Source organism: Streptomyces sp. SLBN-8D4 (assembly GCF_049739545.1).
Taxonomy (GTDB): Bacteria; Actinomycetota; Actinomycetes; order Streptomycetales; family Streptomycetaceae; genus Streptomyces; species Streptomyces canus_C.
This window is the reverse complement of the sequence record NZ_JBMGQC010000001.1, coordinates 5697564-5715569: the sequence shown is the minus strand read 5'-3', so window position 1 is coordinate 5715569 and position 18006 is coordinate 5697564. Positions and strand designations below refer to the sequence as shown.

11 protein-coding genes are annotated in these 18006 nt (G+C 71.8%); 5 read left to right on the top strand and 6 right to left on the bottom strand.

Annotated elements, in window-relative coordinates; all coding sequences use genetic code 11:
* Positions 1–21: 21 nt before the first annotated feature.
* From mfd to RKD20_RS26005, 3 genes are all read right to left on the bottom strand, one after another.
* Positions 22–3552, bottom strand: a complete 3531-nt coding sequence (mfd, locus tag RKD20_RS26015; RefSeq protein WP_424879825.1) for a transcription-repair coupling factor — start codon at positions 3550–3552, stop codon at positions 22–24.
* A gap of 302 nt (positions 3553–3854) precedes the next feature.
* The gene (locus RKD20_RS26010; RefSeq protein ID WP_424879824.1) at positions 3855–6434 is read right to left on the bottom strand and encodes an ABC transporter permease; all 2580 of its coding nucleotides are present in this window, start codon (positions 6432–6434) and stop codon (positions 3855–3857) included.
* Complete coding sequence (locus tag RKD20_RS26005; RefSeq protein ID WP_424879823.1) at positions 6431–7219, bottom strand: ABC transporter ATP-binding protein; 789 nt, start codon at positions 7217–7219, stop codon at positions 6431–6433. Before RKD20_RS26005 ends, RKD20_RS26010 begins: the two co-directional genes overlap by 4 nt.
* A 403-nt stretch (positions 7220–7622) precedes the next feature.
* Here RKD20_RS26005 and RKD20_RS26000 point away from each other — a divergent pair, with 403 nt between their 5' ends.
* The 3 genes from RKD20_RS26000 to RKD20_RS25990 all read left to right on the top strand — a co-directional run bounded on the left by RKD20_RS26000 (position 7623) and on the right by RKD20_RS25990 (position 11406).
* Positions 7623–9152, top strand: coding sequence for an MFS transporter (locus RKD20_RS26000; RefSeq protein WP_424879822.1), 1530 nt, complete (start codon positions 7623–7625; stop codon positions 9150–9152).
* Between the two features lie 242 nt (positions 9153–9394).
* Complete coding sequence (locus RKD20_RS25995; protein WP_424879821.1) at positions 9395–9802, top strand: DUF485 domain-containing protein; 408 nt, start codon at positions 9395–9397, stop codon at positions 9800–9802.
* Positions 9799–11406, top strand: a complete 1608-nt coding sequence (locus RKD20_RS25990; protein WP_424879820.1) for a cation acetate symporter — start codon at positions 9799–9801, stop codon at positions 11404–11406. Before RKD20_RS25995 ends, RKD20_RS25990 begins: the two co-directional genes overlap by 4 nt.
* 202 nt (positions 11407–11608) lie before the next feature.
* Here the strand turns inward: RKD20_RS25990 and RKD20_RS25985 are convergent, their stop codons facing one another.
* From RKD20_RS25985 to RKD20_RS25975, 3 genes are all read right to left on the bottom strand, one after another.
* Positions 11609–12496 (bottom strand): cellulose-binding protein, encoded by an 888-nt coding sequence (locus tag RKD20_RS25985; RefSeq protein WP_424879819.1) that lies wholly within the window; start codon positions 12494–12496, stop codon positions 11609–11611.
* Positions 12497–12728: 232 nt separating this feature from the next.
* A complete protein-coding gene (locus RKD20_RS25980) occupies positions 12729–15476 on the bottom strand; it encodes an SUKH-4 family immunity protein (protein WP_424879818.1) in 2748 nt (915 codons plus the stop codon).
* Positions 15477–15485: 9 nt separating this feature from the next.
* Complete coding sequence (locus RKD20_RS25975; protein WP_028808218.1) at positions 15486–16481, bottom strand: SMI1/KNR4 family protein; 996 nt, start codon at positions 16479–16481, stop codon at positions 15486–15488.
* A 325-nt stretch (positions 16482–16806) separates the two neighbouring features.
* Between RKD20_RS25975 and RKD20_RS25970 the strand changes: the two genes are divergently transcribed.
* A complete protein-coding gene (locus tag RKD20_RS25970) occupies positions 16807–17379 on the top strand; it encodes a YwqJ-related putative deaminase (RefSeq protein ID WP_020120857.1) in 573 nt (190 codons plus the stop codon).
* Positions 17380–17474: 95 nt separating this feature from the next.
* The gene (locus RKD20_RS25965) at positions 17475–17969 is read left to right on the top strand and encodes an SUKH-3 domain-containing protein (RefSeq protein ID WP_424879817.1); all 495 of its coding nucleotides are present in this window, start codon (positions 17475–17477) and stop codon (positions 17967–17969) included.
* Positions 17970–18006: the final 37 nt, after the last annotated feature.

The following is an 18006-nucleotide window of genomic DNA, read 5'->3' as shown; positions in this document are numbered from 1 at the left end:
CGACGCCCCCCGCTCACCCCGTCACGACCCCAGGATCGACGTGAGGAACTCCCCCACCCATCCCAGCAACTCCCGCCCGACCAGCGGCTTCCCGCCCACCTTCGCCGTCTTCGGGCGCGGTACCAGCACCTGGTGCGCGGCCGGCTTGATGACGGTGCCCGGGTAGAGACGCTTGAGCCGCAGTTCCTGCGACTCGCGCAACTCCACCGGTGCGAAGCGGATGTTGGTGCCCTGGAGGACGATCTCGCCGACGCCACACGCGCGTGCGAGCATCCGAAGTCCCGCCACCAGCAGCAGGTTCTCCACCGGCTCGGGCAACTTGCCGTAGCGGTCGACGAGTTCCTCGCGTACGGCCTTGATGTCCTCCTCGGTGTTCACCGAGGCGATCGCGCGGTAGGCCTGCAGGCGCAGCCGCTCGCCCGGCGCGTAGTCGTGCGGGACGTGCGCGTCGACGGGGAGCTCGATCTTGACCTCCAGCGGCGGCTCCTCCTCGACTCCGCCCTCCAGGGAGGCCCGGTAGTCCGCGACGGCCTCGCCGACCATGCGGACGTACAGGTCGAAGCCGACGCCCGCGATGTGCCCGGACTGCTCGCCGCCGAGGAGGTTGCCCGCGCCGCGGATCTCCAGGTCCTTCATCGCGACGTACATGCCCGCGCCCATCTCGGTGTGCTGGGCGATCGTCGCCAGGCGTTCGTGCGCCGTCTCGGTCAGCGGCTTCTCCGGCGGGTACAGGAAGTAGGCGTAGCCCCGCTCGCGGCCACGGCCCACCCGGCCCCGCAGCTGGTGCAGCTGGGACAGGCCGAAGTTGTCGCCGCGCTCCACGATCAGCGTGTTCGCGTTGGAGATGTCGATGCCCGACTCGACGATCGTGGTCGACACCAGCACGTCGAACTTCTTCTCCCAGAAGTCGACGACGACCTGCTCCAGGGCCTGCTCCGACATCTGGCCGTGGGCGGTGGCGATGCGCGCCTCGGGGACGATCTCGCGCAGCCGGGAGGCCGCCCGGTCGATCGACTCGACCCGGTTGTGGATGTAGAAGACCTGGCCCTCGCGCAGCAGTTCACGGCGGATGGCGGCACCGATCTGCCGCTCCTCGTACGGCCCGACGAAGGTGAGCACCGGGTGGCGCTCCTCCGGGGGCGTGGTGATCGTCGACATCTCGCGGATGCCGGTGACCGCCATCTCCAGGGTGCGGGGGATCGGGGTGGCGGACATGGTCAGCACGTCGACGTTGGCGCGCAGCTTCTTCAGCTGCTCCTTGTGCTCGACGCCGAAGCGCTGCTCCTCGTCGACGATGACCAGGCCGAGGTCCTTGAACTTGGTCTCCGAGGAGAACAGCCGGTGGGTGCCGATGACGACGTCCACCGAGCCCTCGCGCAGCCCCTCCAGGGTGGCCTTCGCCTCGGTGTCGGTCTGGAAGCGGCTGAGCGCCTTCACGACCACGGGGAACTGGGAGTACCGCTCGCTGAAGGTCCCGAAGTGCTGCTGCACCAGCAGGGTCGTCGGGACGAGGACGGCGACCTGCTTGCCGTCCTGGACGGCCTTGAAGGCGGCCCTGACCGCGATCTCCGTCTTGCCGTAGCCGACGTCGCCGCAGATCAGACGGTCCATGGGGACCGACTTCTCCATGTCCTCCTTGACCTCGGCGATGGTGGTGAGCTGGTCGGGGGTCTCCGCGTACGGGAAGGCGTCCTCCAGCTCGCGCTGCCACGGGGTGTCCGGGCCGAAGGTGTGCCCGGGGGCCGCCATGCGCGCGCTGTACAGCCTGATCAGGTCGGCGGCGATCTCCTTGACGGCCTTCTTCGCGCGCGCCTTGGTCTTGGTCCAGTCGGCGCCGCCGAGCCGGTGCAGCGTGGGGGCCTCGCCGCCGACGTACTTGGTGATCTGCTCCAGCTGGTCGGTGGGGATGTAGAGCCGGTCGCCGGGCTGGCCGCGCTTGGCGGGGGCGTACTCGACGACGAGGTACTCGCGTGTGGCGCCCTGCACGGTCCGCTGGACCATCTCGATGTAGCGGCCGACACCGTGCTGTTCGTGGACGATGTAGTCGCCCGCCTCCAGGGTGAGCGGGTCGATCGTCTTGCGGCGCCGCGCGGGCATCCGGGCGCCGTCCTTGCCGGCCGCCTTCTGCCCGGTCAGGTCGGTCTCGGTCAGGACGGCGAGTCTGAGCGCCGGGTCGACGAACCCGTACTCGATCGAGCCGCACGCCACGTGGACGACGGACGGGCTCAGGGACGCGAGCTCCGCGTCGAGGCGGGCCGCGATGCCCTCGCCGCCCAGCACCTCGACGGTACGGGCCGCGGGGCCGTGGGCCTCGGTGACGAAGACCGCGCGCCAGCCGTCGGCGAGCCAGCCCTTGGTGTCGGCGAGCGCCTTGGCGGTGTCGCCGCGGTAGGTCTCGGGCGCGTGCATGCCGAGTTTGAGGGTGTCCGCCTCCAGTTCGAGGTCCGCCGCGAACGGCGACACGGACCACCACATCATGTCCAGCTCGCGCGCGTGGTCGCGGACGTCGGCGATGGACCACAGGGAGGCCGCGCCGACGTCGATGGGCGCCTCGCCGCCGCCCGCGGTGGCCGCCCAGGAGGCCTGGAGGAACTCCTGCGAGGTGGCCACGAGGTCGGACGCACGCGTGCGGACCCGCTCCGGGTCGCACACGACGGCCATGGAGCCCTTGGGCAGGACGTCGATCAGCAGCTCCATGTCGTCGACGAGGACCGGAGCCAGGGACTCCATGCCCTCCACGGCGATCCCCTCGGCGATCCTGCCGAGCAGATCACCGAGCTCCGGGTGCTGCTCGGCGAGGGCACGCGCACGTGCGCGTACGTCGTCCGTCAGCAGCAGTTCGCGGCAGGGCGGGGCCCACAGGCCGTGCTCGGCGACCTCCAGGGAACGCTGGTCGGCGACCTTGAAGTAGCGGATCTCCTCGACGTCGTCGCCCCAGAACTCGACGCGCAGGGGGTGTTCCTCGGTGGGCGGGAAGACATCGAGGATGCCGCCCCGGACGGCGAACTCGCCGCGCTTCTCGACGAGCTCCACGCGCGCGTACGCGGCGCCGGCGAGGGCCTCCACGATCGCGTTCAGGTCGGCGGTCTGGCCGGTGCGCAGAGCCACCGGCTCCAGGTCGCCGAGGCCCTTGACCTGCGGCTGGAGCACGGAGCGTACGGGTGCGACGACCACGGAGACCGGGCCGGTCTCGGGGTCGTCGGGGCGGGGGTGGGCCAGGCGCCGCAGGACGGCGAGGCGGCGGCCGACGGTGTCGGAGCGGGGGCTGAGGCGCTCGTGCGGGAGGGTCTCCCAGGACGGGTACTCCACGACCCCCTCCGAGGGGAGCAGGGAGCGCAGGGCGGCGGCCAGGTCCTCCGCCTCGCGGCCCGTCGCTGTCACCGCGAGCACGGGGCGGCCGGCCTCACGCGCGAGGGCGGCGATCGCGAAGGGGCGGGCCGCCGGTGGGCCGACCAGGTCGACGTGCATGCGGTTGCCGTCCTGGGCCGCCGTGATCGCTTCCGCGAGGGCGGGGTCCTTGACGACGGCGTCGAGCAGACCGTGCAGGCTCATTCTGGGCGGCTTTCGTCCGGGGGATTTCTGGGGGGTGGGCAACGCGAAGGGCCCGACACAACGAAGGGCCGGGGGGTCTCCAGCCTACGACGGTGTCGGCCCGGCCGTCGGAGCCTGTGGACAACCCCGCCCCACCCGCGGGTGCCCTGTGGACGGCGAGGAAGCCCCGCACACTGTTCCCCGGGGACAGCGAAGAACCCGCACGCCACTCCCCCGGGACGGCAAAGGACCCGGCGCCGAGAAGTCCCCCGTGACTTCTCGGCGCCGGGCGTTCCCCTGCGTTCCCCCGTCCCCAGGGGTGGCTACTCGGTCGCGATCGCGTTCAGGACGTTCATCCGACCCGCCCGGAACGCCGGGACGAGGGCGGCGAACAGGCCCACGAAGGCCGAGCCGATGAAGACCGCGATGATCGTCGGCCAGGGGATGTCCAGGACCTTCAGGCCCTCCAGGGCGAGGAGCTTCTGGGCGGTCGCGCCCCAGCCCATGCCCAGACCCAGCCCCAGCAGTGCGCCGAAGAGCGCGATCACCACCGACTCCATGCGGATCATCCGCCGCAGCTGGCGCCGCGAGAGGCCGATGGCCCGCATGAGGCCGATCTCCCGGGTCCGCTCGACCACCGAGAGCGCCAGGGTGTTCACGACACCCAGGATCGCGACGATGATCGCGAGGGCCAGCAGGCCGTAGATCATGTTCAGGAGCTGGCCGATCTGGTCCTTGAACGCCTGCTTGTAGTCGGTCTGGTCGCGCACGGTGTACTGCGGGTAGTCGTGCAGCGCCGACTTCAGGGACTTGTACGCGGCGTCCTGCTGCCCGTCCTTGGCGTTGGCGAAGACCAGCTGGTCCAGCGGCATCTTGTCGGCCGGCACGTACTTGGCGAGGGTGGCGATCGAGATGTACTTGGAGCCCGCGTCGATGACGACGTCGCTGCTGGTGATCGCCCGGACCGTCAGCTCGGCGGTCGCGCCGTTCTTGAAGGCGACCTTGATCTTCGAGCCCAGGTGGACGCCGTGCGCCTTGGCGAACTTCTCGTGCACGGACATCGAGTCGGGCTTGTAGGCGTCGGCGAGCTTGCCCGCCACCGTCTTGGTCCGCAGGTCGGTCGCGTACGTCGGGTCGGCCGCCGTGATGTCGGTGTCCTTGAGCGTCTTGCCGTCGGGGGTCGTGTAGTCGGCCTCCGCGATCTTGTACTCGGTGACGTGCGCCAGGCCCGGCGTGTCCTTCATGGCCTTCACCGCGGCCGGGGTGACCAGCTGCCCGCTGTCGGACTGGACGATGAAGTCGGTGCCGACCGTCTTGTCGAGCTCGTCGGTGGCCGAGGCGACCATGGACGAGCCGACGACCGCCAGACAGGCGACCAGCGCGAGGCCGATCATCAGGGCGGCGCCCGTGGCACCGGTACGGCGCGGGTTGCGCAGGGCGTTGCGCTCGGCCAGGCGGCCGATCGGACCGAACATCCTGAGGACGAGCGCGCCCAGGACGCGCACCACCCCGCCGGCGAGCAGCGGTCCGATGACGACGAAGCCGATCAGGGAGAGCACCACGCCGATGCCGAGCCACAGGGAGCCCTCGCTCGCCTTGTCGGCGGACGCGGCCACGTACAGGCTCAAACCGCCCGCGCCGGTCAGCACCGTGCCCAGCAGGGCCCGCACTCGGCCGGCCTTGGCGTCGGCCGGGGCACCCGCGTCGCGCAGGGCGGCCATCGGGGAGACCTTGCCGGCGCGGCGGGCCGGCAGCCAGGCGGCGAGGACGGTGACGACCACACCGAGGAGCAGACCGACCACGGGGGTCGTCCAGGCGATGGTCAGGTCGCTGGTCGACAGGTGGATGCCGAGGGAGCCCATGAGCTTCATCAGCCCGACCGCGAGCCCGACGCCCGCGCCGACCCCCAGCACCGACCCGAACACGCCCAGGAGCAGCGCCTCCACGAGCACGGACCGGTTGACCTGTCCGCGGGAGGAGCCGACGGCCCGCATCAGCCCGATCTCCCTCGTCCGCTGCGCGACCAGCATCGAGAAGGTGTTGATGATCAGGAAGATGCCGACGAGGAAGGCGATCCCGGCGAAGCCGAGCATCGCGTACTTCATGACGTTCATGAAGCCCTCGACGTCCTTCTGGTTGGCGTCGGCGGTCTCCTTGGCCGTCTGCACCTTGTAGCCGCCGCCGATCTCGGCCGCGACGTTCTTCTTCAGCTGGGCGTCGGTGACCCCGGAGGCGGCCGTGACGTTGACATTCGTGAACACGCCCGTCCTGCCGACCAGCGTCTCCTGGGCCGTCTTCGTGTCCAGGTAGAAGATCGCGGCACCGGGGTTGGTGACCTGGAAGGCGGCGATGCCGGAGATCTTCGCGGTGTGCGTGCCGATCGCGCTGATCACGCCGATCTCGTCACCCAGCTTCAGGTGGTGCTTGTCGACGGTGTCCTGGTCGACCATGACCTGGCCGGAGTTCTTCGGCACCGCACCGGAGGTCACCTTCATGGTGCGGGCGTCGTTGCCGTTCCAGCTGCCGACGATGGTCGGGCCGCCGCCGGACGGCGAGAGGCTGTCCTTGTCGGCGTCCACGACGGTCACCGAGGTCGAGAAGACGGTCCCCTCCGCCGTCTTCACGCCCTGTGCCTTGCGCACCTCTCCGACCACGGCGGCCGGCATGACCGGCGGCCTGCCGTTGTCGGAGGTCGTCTCGCCGCTGTCGGAGGCGCCCTTGGCGCTCACCGTCACGTCCGAGGAGGTGGCCGCGAACAGCTTGTCGAAGGTGGTGGACATGGTGTCCGTGAACACCAGCGTCCCGCAGACGAAGGCGACCGACAGCAGGACGGCGACGGCCGACAGGGCCATGCGTCCCTTGTGCGCGAAGAAGTTGCGCATGGAGGTCTTCATGACGGTCATGACGTGCGCCCCCGGGCGTCGAAGTCCTTCATGCGGTCCAGGACGGCCTCCGCGGTCGGTTTGTGCATCTCGTCGACGATCCGGCCGTCGGCGAGGTACAGCACGCGGTCCGCGTAGGAGGCGGCCACCGGGTCGTGCGTGACCATGACGATGGTCTGCCCGAGCTCGTCGACGGAGCGGCGCAGGAAGCCCAGTACCTCGGCGCCCGCGCGCGAGTCGAGGTTTCCGGTCGGCTCGTCACCGAAGATGATCTCGGGCCGGGCGGCCAGGGCGCGGGCCACGGCGACCCGCTGCTGCTGTCCGCCGGAGAGCTGGGTGGGCCGGTGCCTGAGCCGGTCGGAAAGTCCCACGGTGTCCACCACGCGCCCGAGCCACTGCTTGTCGGGCTTGCGTCCGGCGATGTCCATGGGCAGCGTGATGTTCTCGAGCGCGTTGAGCGTCGGAAGCAGGTTGAAGGCCTGGAAGATGAACCCGATCCGGTCCCGGCGCAGCTGCGTGAGCCTCTTGTCCTTCAGGCCGGTGATCTCGGTGTCGTCCAGGTAGATCTGACCGCTCGTCACGGTGTCCAGCCCGGCGAGGCAGTGCATGAGGGTGGACTTGCCGGATCCCGAGGGGCCCATGATCGCGGTGAACTGTCCGCGAGCGATGTCCACGTCCACATGGTCGAGGGCGACGACCCGGGTCTCCCCGGACCCGTACGCCTTGACGACCTGCCGCGCTCGCGCGGCAACGGCCGTACGCCCGCCAGTGCCCCCGTGCCTGGTGATGGTTACAGCCGATGTCACGGTATGTCTCCTATATCGGTCAGTCAGTGAGCCGCCGGGACCGCCCGGCGTTCGGTAGGTGGTGGTGCGTGTGCTGGGTACGGCGTTCAGTCTGGTGCCGCGGGACGGTCCGGCGCGCTGGTGCTCAGCACCCTCTTCTACGGGGGAAAACCCCACCCCCGGCGATCCGGTCGCCCCTCCCCCACCGCTCCCCAGCGGCGTAAAGCCAGGTTAAGGAAGGCCCCTGGTCCTTCTCCTCCTCCGGCGGTACGAACCCTCCCCCAGCCGTAGTGCGGAGGTACCCCTAGGGGCAGTCCACCGCTGGGTGGAGGCGATCTAGGGGTCGGCTCCACCCTCCTGCCCACCGAGACTGCACCCTGCCGCCACGTGAGGGGCAAGTGGGAGAGTGGTCGTCGGCAGATAGATGCAGGGGGAAGGAATCGGCGTGGACGACACGAGGCCGTCGGTACGGGGGTCCGCGCAGCACGTGTCCACGAACCGGCGCGGGGCGGTCGTGGCGGCCCTGATGCTCGCGATGGCGCTCGCGGCCCTGGACGCCACCATCGTCTCCACGGCGGTCCCGCAGATCGTCGGCGACCTGGGCGGCTTCTCGGTCTTCTCCTGGCTGTTCTCCGGCTATCTGCTGGCCGTGACGGTGACCCTGCCGGTGTACGGCAAGCTGTCCGACACCTTCGGGCGCAAACCGGTCCTGATCGCGGGCTCGGCGGTGTTCCTGCTCGGCTCGCTGCTGTGCGCGGTGGCGTGGAACATGGGGGCGCTGATCGCGTTCCGGATCGCCCAGGGGCTCGGCGGCGGGGCCCTGCAGGGCACGGTCCAGACGCTCGCAGCCGACCTCTACCCACTGGAGGAACGCCCGAAGATCCAGGCCAAGCTGTCCACGGTGTGGGCGGTGGCGGCGGTCGCGGGCCCGGGGGTCGGCGGGGTGCTCGCGGCGTACGCGGACTGGCGGTGGATCTTCCTGGTCAACCTGCCGATCGGCACGGTGGCGCTATGGCTGATCGCCCGTCATCTGCACGAGCCGCAGCGCTCCGCCCGTCACACGACGGCCACGCGTACGCGTGTCGACTGGGCGGGCGCGCTCGCGGTGTTCGCGTGCGGGGGCGTGCTGCTGACCGCGCTCGTGCAGGCCGGGGTGGCCTGGCCGTGGCTGTCGTGGCCGTCACTGGGCCTGTTCGGCACGGGATTCGCCCTGGTGGCCGCCGTGGTCCTGATCGAACGCCGGGCGGCCGAGCCGATCATCCCCGGCTGGGTCTGGCGCCGCCGCACGATCGCCGCGGTGAACCTGGCCCTCGGCGCCCTGGGACTCCTCATGGTCGCCCCTTCGGTCTTCCTGCCGACGTACGCCCAGTCGGTGCTCGGCCTCACCCCGGTCGCCGCCGGTTTCGTGCTGTCCGTATGGACGTTGAGCTGGCCGGTGTCCGCGGCGCTGAGCCAGCACGTGTACCGGCGCATCGGCTTCCGCAACACGGCGATGCTGGGCATCGGAGCGGCGGCCCTCATCCTGTTCGCGTTCCCGTTCCTCCCGTATCCGGGCGCGGCCTGGCAGCCCACCCTGCTGATGCTGCTCCTGGGCGGCGCGCTGGGCCTGTTCCAGCTCCCCTTGATCGTCGGGGTCCAGTCGACGGTCGGCTGGGCGGAACGCGGCACGACGACGGCCTCCGTCCTGTTCTGCCGCCAGACCGGTCAGACGATCGGCGCGGCGGTCTTCGGCGCAGTCGCGAACGGGGTGCTGGCGAGCCGCCTGGGCGGCGCGAGCGATCTGGACTCCGTCACGCGCGCGTTGGACGCCGGCACGGCCCCGGAGACGACCCGCGCGGCCATCGCGGACGCGGTGCACGCGGTGTACGTGGGCGCGGGCTGCGCGGCGGCCCTGGCATTCACGGTGCTGCTGGTGCTGGCGCCGCGGCGCTTCCCGGTCCTCGAGGAGCACTGACCGGACCGGTCGCCCGGACACCCCGTGTAAGGACCCGGACACACTCCGGTGAGCCCAAAAGTCTGAGTTAACCGGGGTAACAGCGCAGGTCAGCGAAGTAAGCGCATACCGACCGATCAGTTTGTCGAAAGGGCTGTGCAACGACGAACCGCCGAGTAACGTGCGGGGCTCCGCTCCCCCTCCACCCCCCAGAACTCCCTGCGGTCCGCCGCGCCGGACCCGAGCCACGCAAGGAGCACGGGATGTCTTACGACCCGTCCCAGCCGTATCCCACCTACCCCTGGCAGCCCCCCGCCCCACCGCCCGAACCGGCCCCGCACCCCTCGCGCCACCGCTCCCCGCTGGGCCACCACAGCGACCTGCGGATCCTGCGCAACGCCTACCGCTGGCAGCGGCGCACCGCCACGCTCACCGCGCTCGGTTACTTCACGTTCTTCCTCGTGCTGTCCGCGTGCGCGCCCTCCTTCATGGCGAGCAGCCTCACCGACGGACTGCCCACCGGACTGGTCCTCGCCCTGCTCCAACTGCCCGTCACCTGGGTGGCGATCGCCGTGTACGAGCACACCGCGCGCCGCTACGTCGACCCGCTCGCGGACCGCATCCGCAAGCAGTCCGAGGTGGACGCCAGACGAGCGGCGGCGGCCCGATGACCGGCTTCAGCGACTCCGCGCAGGCGATGAGCCTGGTGGCGTTCTCCGCCGTCGCCACCATCACCCTCCTGCTGTGTGTGATGACCGGCCCGGACGGCGACGACCTCGACGAGTTCTACACCGGCTACAGCTCCCTGTCCGCCATGCGCAACGGCCTCGCCATCGCGGGCGACTACATCTCCGCCGCGACCGTGCTCGGCACGGGCGGAGTGATCGCCCTGTGCGGCTACGACGGCGTCGTCCTCGCGCTCAGCACGGCCCTGTCGCTGGTGCTGCTGATGTTCCTGCTGGCCGAACCCCTGCGCAACGCGGGCCGGTTCACCATGGGCGACGCACTCGCGCGCCGGATGCCGGGACGATCCGTACGCGTCGCCGCGTGCCTGGTCACCCTCGCCGCACTGCTCCCGCTGATGCTGGTGCAGCTCGCCGGCGCCGGCCAACTGCTGGCGTTCATCCTGGGGTTCTCCGGCGACTCCCTGAAGACGGGGTTCATCATCGGCCTGGGCATCCTGATGATCAGCTACGCGGCCATCGGCGGCATGAAGGGCACCGCCCTCATCCAGATCCTGAAGATCGTCATGCTCCTCGGATCGGGCGCCGTGGTCGCCGTACTGGTCATGAACCGGTTCGACTGGAACCCCGCGACACTGTTCGACACGGCAGCCCGGCAGAGCGGCGTGGGGCCCGACTTCCTGCAGTCCGGGCTGGAGTTCGCGGGCGGACCGTATCCACGCGTCGACATGATCACCTCGCAGCTCGCGGTCGTCATCGGCGGGGCGTGTCTGCCGCACGTCACCATGCGCATGTACACCGCGTCCAGCGCCCGTCAGGTACGGCGTTCGATGTCCTGGGCGGTGTCGGCGGTGGCCGTGTTCGTCCTGGTCATCACGGTCGTCGGGGTGGGGGCGACGGCGATGGTCGGGCGTACGGTGATCGCGGAGGCGGATCCGCAGGGCAACACGGCGTATCTGCTGGGCTCCCGGGCGGTGTTCGGGCCCGACGTGTCGACCGGTGAGACGTTTCTCTTCACCACGGTCACCACCGCGCTCTTCCTCACCCTGCTCGCCTCCGTCGCCGGCATGATCCTCGCCTGCGCCAACTCCCTGGCCCACGACGTGTTCGCGGCCCGGGCCCGGTCGATGCCGCCGCAGCGCGAGATCCTGCTGGCCAGGGTGTCCGCGCTGGCCGTCGGCCTCCCCACGATCTTCCTCGCGACGCTGATCCAGCACCGCAGTCTTCAGCCGCTGGTGATCCTGTCCTTCTGCGTCGGCGCGTCCGCGCTGGCCCCCGCGCTCGTCTACACCCTCTTCTGGCGGCGCTACACCCGAACGGGCCTGCTCTGCACGCTGATCGGCGGCACGCTCACGGTGCTGGCGCTGATGCCGGGGACGAACCTCGTCTCCGGGTCACCCGTGTCCGCCTTCCCCGAGGCCGACTTCAACTGGCTGCCGTTCACCACGACCGGCCTGGTGTCCATTCCGGCGGGCTTCCTGTTCGGATGGCTGGGGACGGTGGTCTCGGGGCGGCACAAGGCGGAGGAACAGCGGAAGCAGTACGAGGCGGTCGAGGGGTGGATTCTGGCGGGGGCTGTGCGGAGGGGGTGAGCCGGGGGCGCCTGTCGGGTGCGGGCAGGTGGGGCTGGTCGCTCAGTTCCCCGCGCCCCTGGGTGGGTGCGGGTGGGCGGCGCCAGGCCTGCGCCGCTGCTCCAGCTGCGCTGCCCCGGCCACTCCGGCTGCCCCGGCGTCCCGACCGTCCCGGCCTGGTCGACCTTGCTGTCCCGGCGTCCCGGCCTGGTCGGCCCGGCTGTCACTCCGTCGCCGCTGTCCCCGTGAGTGCCGTCAGGCTGCTGCGTACGTGGTCCATCTGGGCCTGCACTTCGTCCCGGTGCTCCGCGTGCTTCCGCAGCACCCCCTCCGTCTCCTCGGCGATGCGCTCCTCCTCGCCCCGCGCCTGCGCAAGGATCTCCGCCGCACGCACGCGTGCATCCTCCTCGCACTGCTCCACCGACGCCTCCGCCTCGGCGAACCCCCGCTTGGCCTCCGCCAGCGCCGCCTGCGCCCGCGCCACCCGCTCGGCGACCCGCGCGTCCGCCTCGGCCGCCCGCTTCTCGTCGGCCCGCTCCACCTCGGCCCACCGCTCCGCGTGCTCCCTGGCCTGCTCGGCGAGCATCGCGATGCCGCGCTGCCGTACGTCACGCAGCGCGGCAAGTGCCTCCCCTCGCCCCGCTTTCACCTCACGCCGGGCGGTGACACGGATCTCGTCGGCCTCGGCGCGCGCCACGAGCAGCCGCTGACGGGCGCTCTCGTCTGCCGCGGCGCGCACGGCGTCGGCGTGCGCCTGAGCGGCATCCCGTACGCCGTCGGCGTGCGCCCGCGCCTCGTCCATGAGGTGCTGCGCCTCCTGCCGCGCCCTCTCCCGGACGGCCTCGGCCTCCTCCTGGCCCAGCTCGAAGAGCCGTCGCGCGCCCTCACCGAGGGTCTCGTACGCCTGCGGGGCCAGCGTGGACACGACCTCCCGCAGCTCTACCGCCTCGGCCTCCATCTCCCTGGCGAGGACGGTGAGCCGGGCGGCCCGTTCCCAGGCGGCGTCACGGTCCCGGGACAGGGCGGCGGCGTACGCGTCGACCTGTTCGGGGCGGTAGCCGCGCCCCCGTACGGCCACGAACCCCGGGGGCGACACCGGTGCGCTGCTCATCCTGGAATTCTTCCTCTCCGCCGACCACACAAACAGACGCTAAATGATGATTTCGCGCACATCTTGATGTATCGGACGGAAATGTTCATAACGCGACACTCCGCACACCGGTCACGGTCGTGACGGATCGTCACGTGATCGAAGGCGCGCCAAAAGGGCCGGACCCGGGTCACACGACCCGGGTCCGGCCCTCCACGCGCGCGTGGATCAGCGGCGGCTGGGCGTCAGGGCCTCACAGCAGCCCGTCCCACATCTGTTCGAGCAGCACCGACCACCAGCTCTCCGGCGAACCCAGCGCCGCCGGGTCGAGCGAGGCCAGCTGGGCCTGGAAGTCGACGGTCCAGCGGCCCGCCTGCTCCTGGTTCAGGCCGAAGCGGAGCCGCCACATCCGGCCGAGCAGGGCCAGACAGCGCTGGAACTCGGGCAGGCCCGTGTTCACGAACTGCGGCGGTACGGGCGCACCGCCCGGCCCGGCCTCCACGGGTACGGCGACGATGTTCGCCGTGCCGTACTGCACACAGACCGCCTTGCCGAAGTCGCTGCCCATGACGAGGTACGAGCCCGCGTCGGAGGCCGGCTGCACCCCGCGCTCGGCGGCCAGCTCGGCCAGCGTCGGCACCGGCCGCCCCGGCTGGGCCTGCGCCCAGAAGAACGGGCCCATGTCGAACGGCAGCCCCGCCACGACCAGCGAGTGCGCGACGACCGGCGGCACGCCCTGGCGGTCCACCGCGACCTGCTCGAACCGGAAGATCCCCGGACCGAAGGCTCCCGCCAGCTCCTGCGCCACACCCTCCGGCGGGATCGGCGGCGCGGCCTGGACCGGCGGCAGCGGGGCGCGTACGGGCGCCGGGCGCGCCGGGCCGTCGGCCACCTCGTGCAACTCGCCCTGGTGTGCCAGCAGTTGCTGCATGCCCTGCTGCCGGCTCGCGTGATCCGTGCCGTACGGGGCGATGCTCGCGATCCGCGCCTGCGGCCACTGCTCCCGGATCATCCGCGCGCAGTACGCCCCCGGCAGCTCGCAGGACTCCAACTCGGTGTGGAGTTCCAGCACTTGGTCCGGGGGGACGTTCATGCCACGCAGCTCGTGGAAGATCTGCCACTCCGGGTGCGGTGTCCCCGGCGCCGACCGCCGGATCAGCTGCTGCTCCGACCCGTCCTGCGCCCGGTACCGCAGCACGGCCTGGTACCCGGGTCCGACCGTGGGCTGCGACTGCTGGGGGTAGCCGTAAGCCGGGGGCGGGCCGGGGACGGGGTGCGCTTGCCCCGGCATCGGCTGTCCCGGCGGCGGAACCGGGCCCGGGGACGGTACGGAACCCGGAGGCGGGGGCGGCATCGTGCCGGGCGGCATCGGCTGCGGAGCGCCCGGTGCGGCGCCGGGGGCTTGCGGCGGTGGGGGCATGCCGGGGCCGGCCCCGGGAGGCGAGGACAACATGGTTTCCGCGTGATGCACGGCTCCTGGCGCGGTCCGGGGAATTCCGGGGGGACCGGGAGGCTGCGGCGCGCCGGGAGCACCGGGAGCACCGGGAGCACCGGGGAACTGTGGTGCACCCTGAGCGCCGGGGAACTGAGCCGCGCCCGGCATACCGGGAGCGCCGGCCCCACCGGGGGCGCCCGGCGCACCGGGTGCACTCGGGAACTGCGGTGCCCCCTGTCCAACAGGAGGCTGAGCCGTACCGGCCGCACCCGGGAATCCCGAAGCCCCCGACGGAGGCGAAGTGGACGCACCAGGGGCCGCCGGCGGGCCCGGAGGCTGCGACGCCCCCGAACCCGAGGGGCCCTCGGCGCCCGGCGCCGACACGAACTGGGTGGGCACGTACCCGCCCCCCGGCGCCCCGGGAACGGGCGGCGGAGTCGCACCTCCGGCCTGCGCACCGGGCACCCCTGGGGGACCGGGCGGAGGCGGCGGGGCCGAACCCCCGGCCTGCGCCCCCCGCGACGGAGGCGCCAACTTGCTGGTGGCGACATCAGCGATGTCCCCGGCACTCGGCGCGGGCCTGGGAGCGCCGGGAGCCCCGGGAGCCCCGGGCACTCCCGCCCCGGAACGACCGGCCCCCTGCGGATACCCGTATGAGGACGCACCCGGCACGGACGGAGGCGACGCGGCAGCCACCGCACCCCCTGAGACAGCCGAACCCGACGTACCACCGGCCCCCTGCGGATACCCGTACGAAGACCCGCCCGGCGGAGGCGGAGCCGGAGCCGGACCCTGCGAAGCACCCGCCCCCGGAGCCTGCGGATACCCGTAGGAAGACCCGTCCGACGGCGAACCCCCCTGCGCCCCCTCCTCCCGCATCCCGGACGGCGCCCCCCGGCCCCCCGAAATCCGCGCAGTCCTGGAGTCCAGGGGCTCCGACACCTCGGCGATCTCCGAAGCCTCCGACACCTCCACGAGCCCCGAAGCCGACGAAACCGACGAAGCCCCCGCCCCCGCCGCCTCCCCCGCGGCACCGGCACCGTCCCCGTCCCCGTCGCTCACCGGCGCCGAGAACACCGTGTCCGGCAACGCCACGGAGAGGTCCTCACCCCCGTTGGTGTCGGTCCCGGTCCACGGCCTCGCCTCCGCGGGCACGCCAGGCGCGGCACACGCCCCGGCGATCCCCAACTTGTCGGCCGCGTCCTGCAACCACTCCGGCGGTGTCAGCAGGAACGACGTCTGATTCAGATCGACCCGGGACGCGGCCGCACCGCCCGCCGCCGCACCCGCGTCCCCGGCCACGTCCTCCCGCCCGTACTCCTCCTCGTACCGGCGAATGACCTCACCCACCGGCAACGAGGGCCACAGCGTGGCCTCCCCGCTGTCCCGGGCGATCACCAGCCGCTGCGCGCCCCCGTCCGAACGCGGCCCCTCCGCACGGTCCTCGGCCCACACCACGAACCCGAGGTCGAACTCCCGCACCCGCACCTCACGATGCTGGTACGACGGCACATCCCCGTTGATCCACTCTTCCGCGCGCTCCTGCGCCTGCGCGAACGTCACCATCGCTGAAGCTCACTCCCCCGACACGGAAGAAGACACGGGAACGGAACGGGCGAACCCGCCGTCCACCATCAGGTTCGCCACCGTCTCCAACTCCGGCGGATTACCGGCCAGTCGGGACAGGAACACGTCGAAGTCCGCACCGCAGGGCAGCAGCAGCCGCTCCACGCGCTCGGCGGGCGGCATCGAAGGGTCGACGTCGCGTGCGTCGTCGTAGGCGCAGAACCAGACCGAACCGATGCCCTCGCCCTTCACCTTCACGGCCAGCAGACCGCCCTGCACGAAGCCGACACCGAGGTAGTCCTTCGTCAGATGGTCGCGCAGGCACTTGTTGACGTACACGAGATCGTTGACCGCCGCCTCGTCGCGCACCGTGAAGAACGGCTGGTCGATCAGGAGTCCCAACTCCGCGTCCAGCGCGGCCCCCACCGGGGCCGAGCCGCCCGCCGCCTTCAGAAAGGACCGGTACGCGCCCGGCAGCCGGTACCCGAGATCCTCCTCGACCCCCTGCACCTGCGACTCCGTCACCGCCACCGACGACTTCGGCAGCCCGAAGTGCGCCGGACGCGTCTCCTGCAACGGCCGCGTCCCGCGCTTGCTCTGGTCGACACGTGTCGTCGCGATCCCGCCGTGGTGCCGCAGCAGGGCCTTCACCTCGACCGGGATCAGTTCCAGGCGCCGCGAGGCCACCACGTGGTGCCAGGTCCAGCCGTGCGGTGTCGCCACCGCCGGCACGGTGTCCCACAGCTCGTGACCGGTCGCCGCGAGCGCCGCGTTCGCCGACACGTAGTCCGTCAGCCGCAGTTCGTCGACCCCGAAACCCTCAGGCGGCTCGGCGATCTCCGCGGCGGCCCGCGCGTAGGGCGAGAAGTCGGGGTAGCCACGCTCGTCCACCCGTACCCCTCTGGGATGACGCGCGGCCCGGACCGGATCCGGGAAATGCACGACCTGCCCGGCATAGGCCGCGTTCGGCGGCGCGGCTTGTTGCCCGAGCCGACCTGTCGTCATGGCGAAAGCCCCCTGCGGCGCTCTGGTACGACCCGCGGCGACCCCCTGGGCAAAGCAGGGCCGCCACGCGCCGTATCGACTGTCTCGTCCGTCTCCACGCGTCAACCGCGCGCATCGCGGCGACCACTTGGATCGCGGTGCCGACAGCCTATGCGGTACGACGACACCGGTCACCGGGCACCGGCCAGGCCCCCTCCGCTTCCGTGACCAGCCGTCACCCCACCGTGACGGAGCCACCGAACACGGGCGTGTCGCACCGCCCCAGCTACCGCACCAGCCACGCCATTTGGCAGTCTGTGCCCTCCGGGGGGATGCTCGGGAGGGGATGACGATCATGAACACGACGCAGACGGGACCGCAGACAGGACCGCACACGGGCACGACGACCGGTACGCACGGCAGCCCGCACACCGGTGTCAACGGCGATCCCCGCATCGGCTGGAGCAGCGCCGAGAGACCCCACGCGCCCACCCTCCGCCACCGCCGCGACGGCATACTGCCCACGGTCGCCGCCGCCCTCTCCGTGCGCGGCGCCACCCTCACCTCCACCGCCGCCCGCGGCGACCAGCCCCCGCCGCTGCACCCGCTCGTCCAGGACTTCCTCGACACGCTCGGCAGCGACCGGCGCGACCGCTTCACCGGCCGCTGCGCCGAGACCATGCTCATATCGCGGCACATCGCCGCCGCCGACGCCGCCCGCAGCAAGCGCGCCGCCCGCAAACCGATGACCAACGGCGAGGCCCGCCGCGCCCTCAAGCAGGCCAAACTCACCGCCCGCCGCATCCGCGAGGACGGTGATCCGCTGCACGGCAGCTTCGCCGCCCCCTGCCGCGCCTGCACCGCCCTCAGCGCCCACTTCGGCGTACGCATCGTCGACCCGACGGCGGACGGCGGCTGACACCCCCCACCGAACGACCCGCACGACCCGCACGACGGCGCCTGACACGCAACACCCCGGCGCCCACCCATGACCTCGACGAACGCGAAGGGCAGATGCACCCCGACCGCACCGGTACCACCCGCTTCCCCGTCCCCGTCGACGCCGTGCTGCGCGCCGCCGGCTGGCAGCCCGGACGCTGGGACATAAAGCAGGCCGAGATCTGGGCCGACGCCCTGCGCGACCACACCTCGCCCGCCGGACACCGGCACGCCGTGTTCCCGGCCGCCGTCGAGGCCTGGGCGGAGTTCGGCGGACTCCATCTGACCCCCGCCGGCCCCGGCCGCCAGGTCGCGCCCGCCCAGCTCCACCTCGACCCGCTGCACGGACTCCACATGGCCCGCACCCTCGCCGACCTCGGCCGCGCCCTCGACACCGAGGTCTGCCCCGTCGGCGCCGAGACCGACACCCAGGCGCTCCTCGCCATCGACACCGAGGGCCGCGTCTACGCCCTCGACCACACCGGCGACTGGTACCTCGGCCCCGACATCGACCAGGCCCTCGCCGGCCTCCTCTCCGGCGTCGAACCCACCCGCCTGACCGCCGACTGACCTCCGCGACGGCGACGACGGGGCGTGGGCCCCACGA

What these genes read in the sequence shown, in the direction of transcription:
- mfd (WP_424879825.1), bottom strand. Translation starts at nt 3,552, where the DNA reads ATGAGCCTGCACGGTCTGCTCGACGCCGTCGTCAAGGACCCCGCCCTC.
- RKD20_RS26010 (WP_424879824.1), bottom strand. Translation starts at nt 6,434, where the DNA reads ATGACCGTCATGAAGACCTCCATGCGCAACTTCTTCGCGCACAAGGGA.
- RKD20_RS26000 (WP_424879822.1), top strand. Translation starts at nt 7,623, where the DNA reads ATGCAGGGGGAAGGAATCGGCGTGGACGACACGAGGCCGTCGGTACGG.
- RKD20_RS25995 (WP_424879821.1), top strand. Translation starts at nt 9,395, where the DNA reads ATGTCTTACGACCCGTCCCAGCCGTATCCCACCTACCCCTGGCAGCCC.
- RKD20_RS25990 (WP_424879820.1), top strand. Translation starts at nt 9,799, where the DNA reads ATGACCGGCTTCAGCGACTCCGCGCAGGCGATGAGCCTGGTGGCGTTC.
- RKD20_RS25985 (WP_424879819.1), bottom strand. Translation starts at nt 12,496, where the DNA reads ATGAGCAGCGCACCGGTGTCGCCCCCGGGGTTCGTGGCCGTACGGGGG.
- RKD20_RS25980 (WP_424879818.1), bottom strand. Translation starts at nt 15,476, where the DNA reads ATGGTGACGTTCGCGCAGGCGCAGGAGCGCGCGGAAGAGTGGATCAAC.
- RKD20_RS25975 (WP_028808218.1), bottom strand. Translation starts at nt 16,481, where the DNA reads ATGACGACAGGTCGGCTCGGGCAACAAGCCGCGCCGCCGAACGCGGCC.
- RKD20_RS25970 (WP_020120857.1), top strand. Translation starts at nt 16,807, where the DNA reads ATGACGATCATGAACACGACGCAGACGGGACCGCAGACAGGACCGCAC.
- RKD20_RS25965 (WP_424879817.1), top strand. Translation starts at nt 17,475, where the DNA reads ATGCACCCCGACCGCACCGGTACCACCCGCTTCCCCGTCCCCGTCGAC.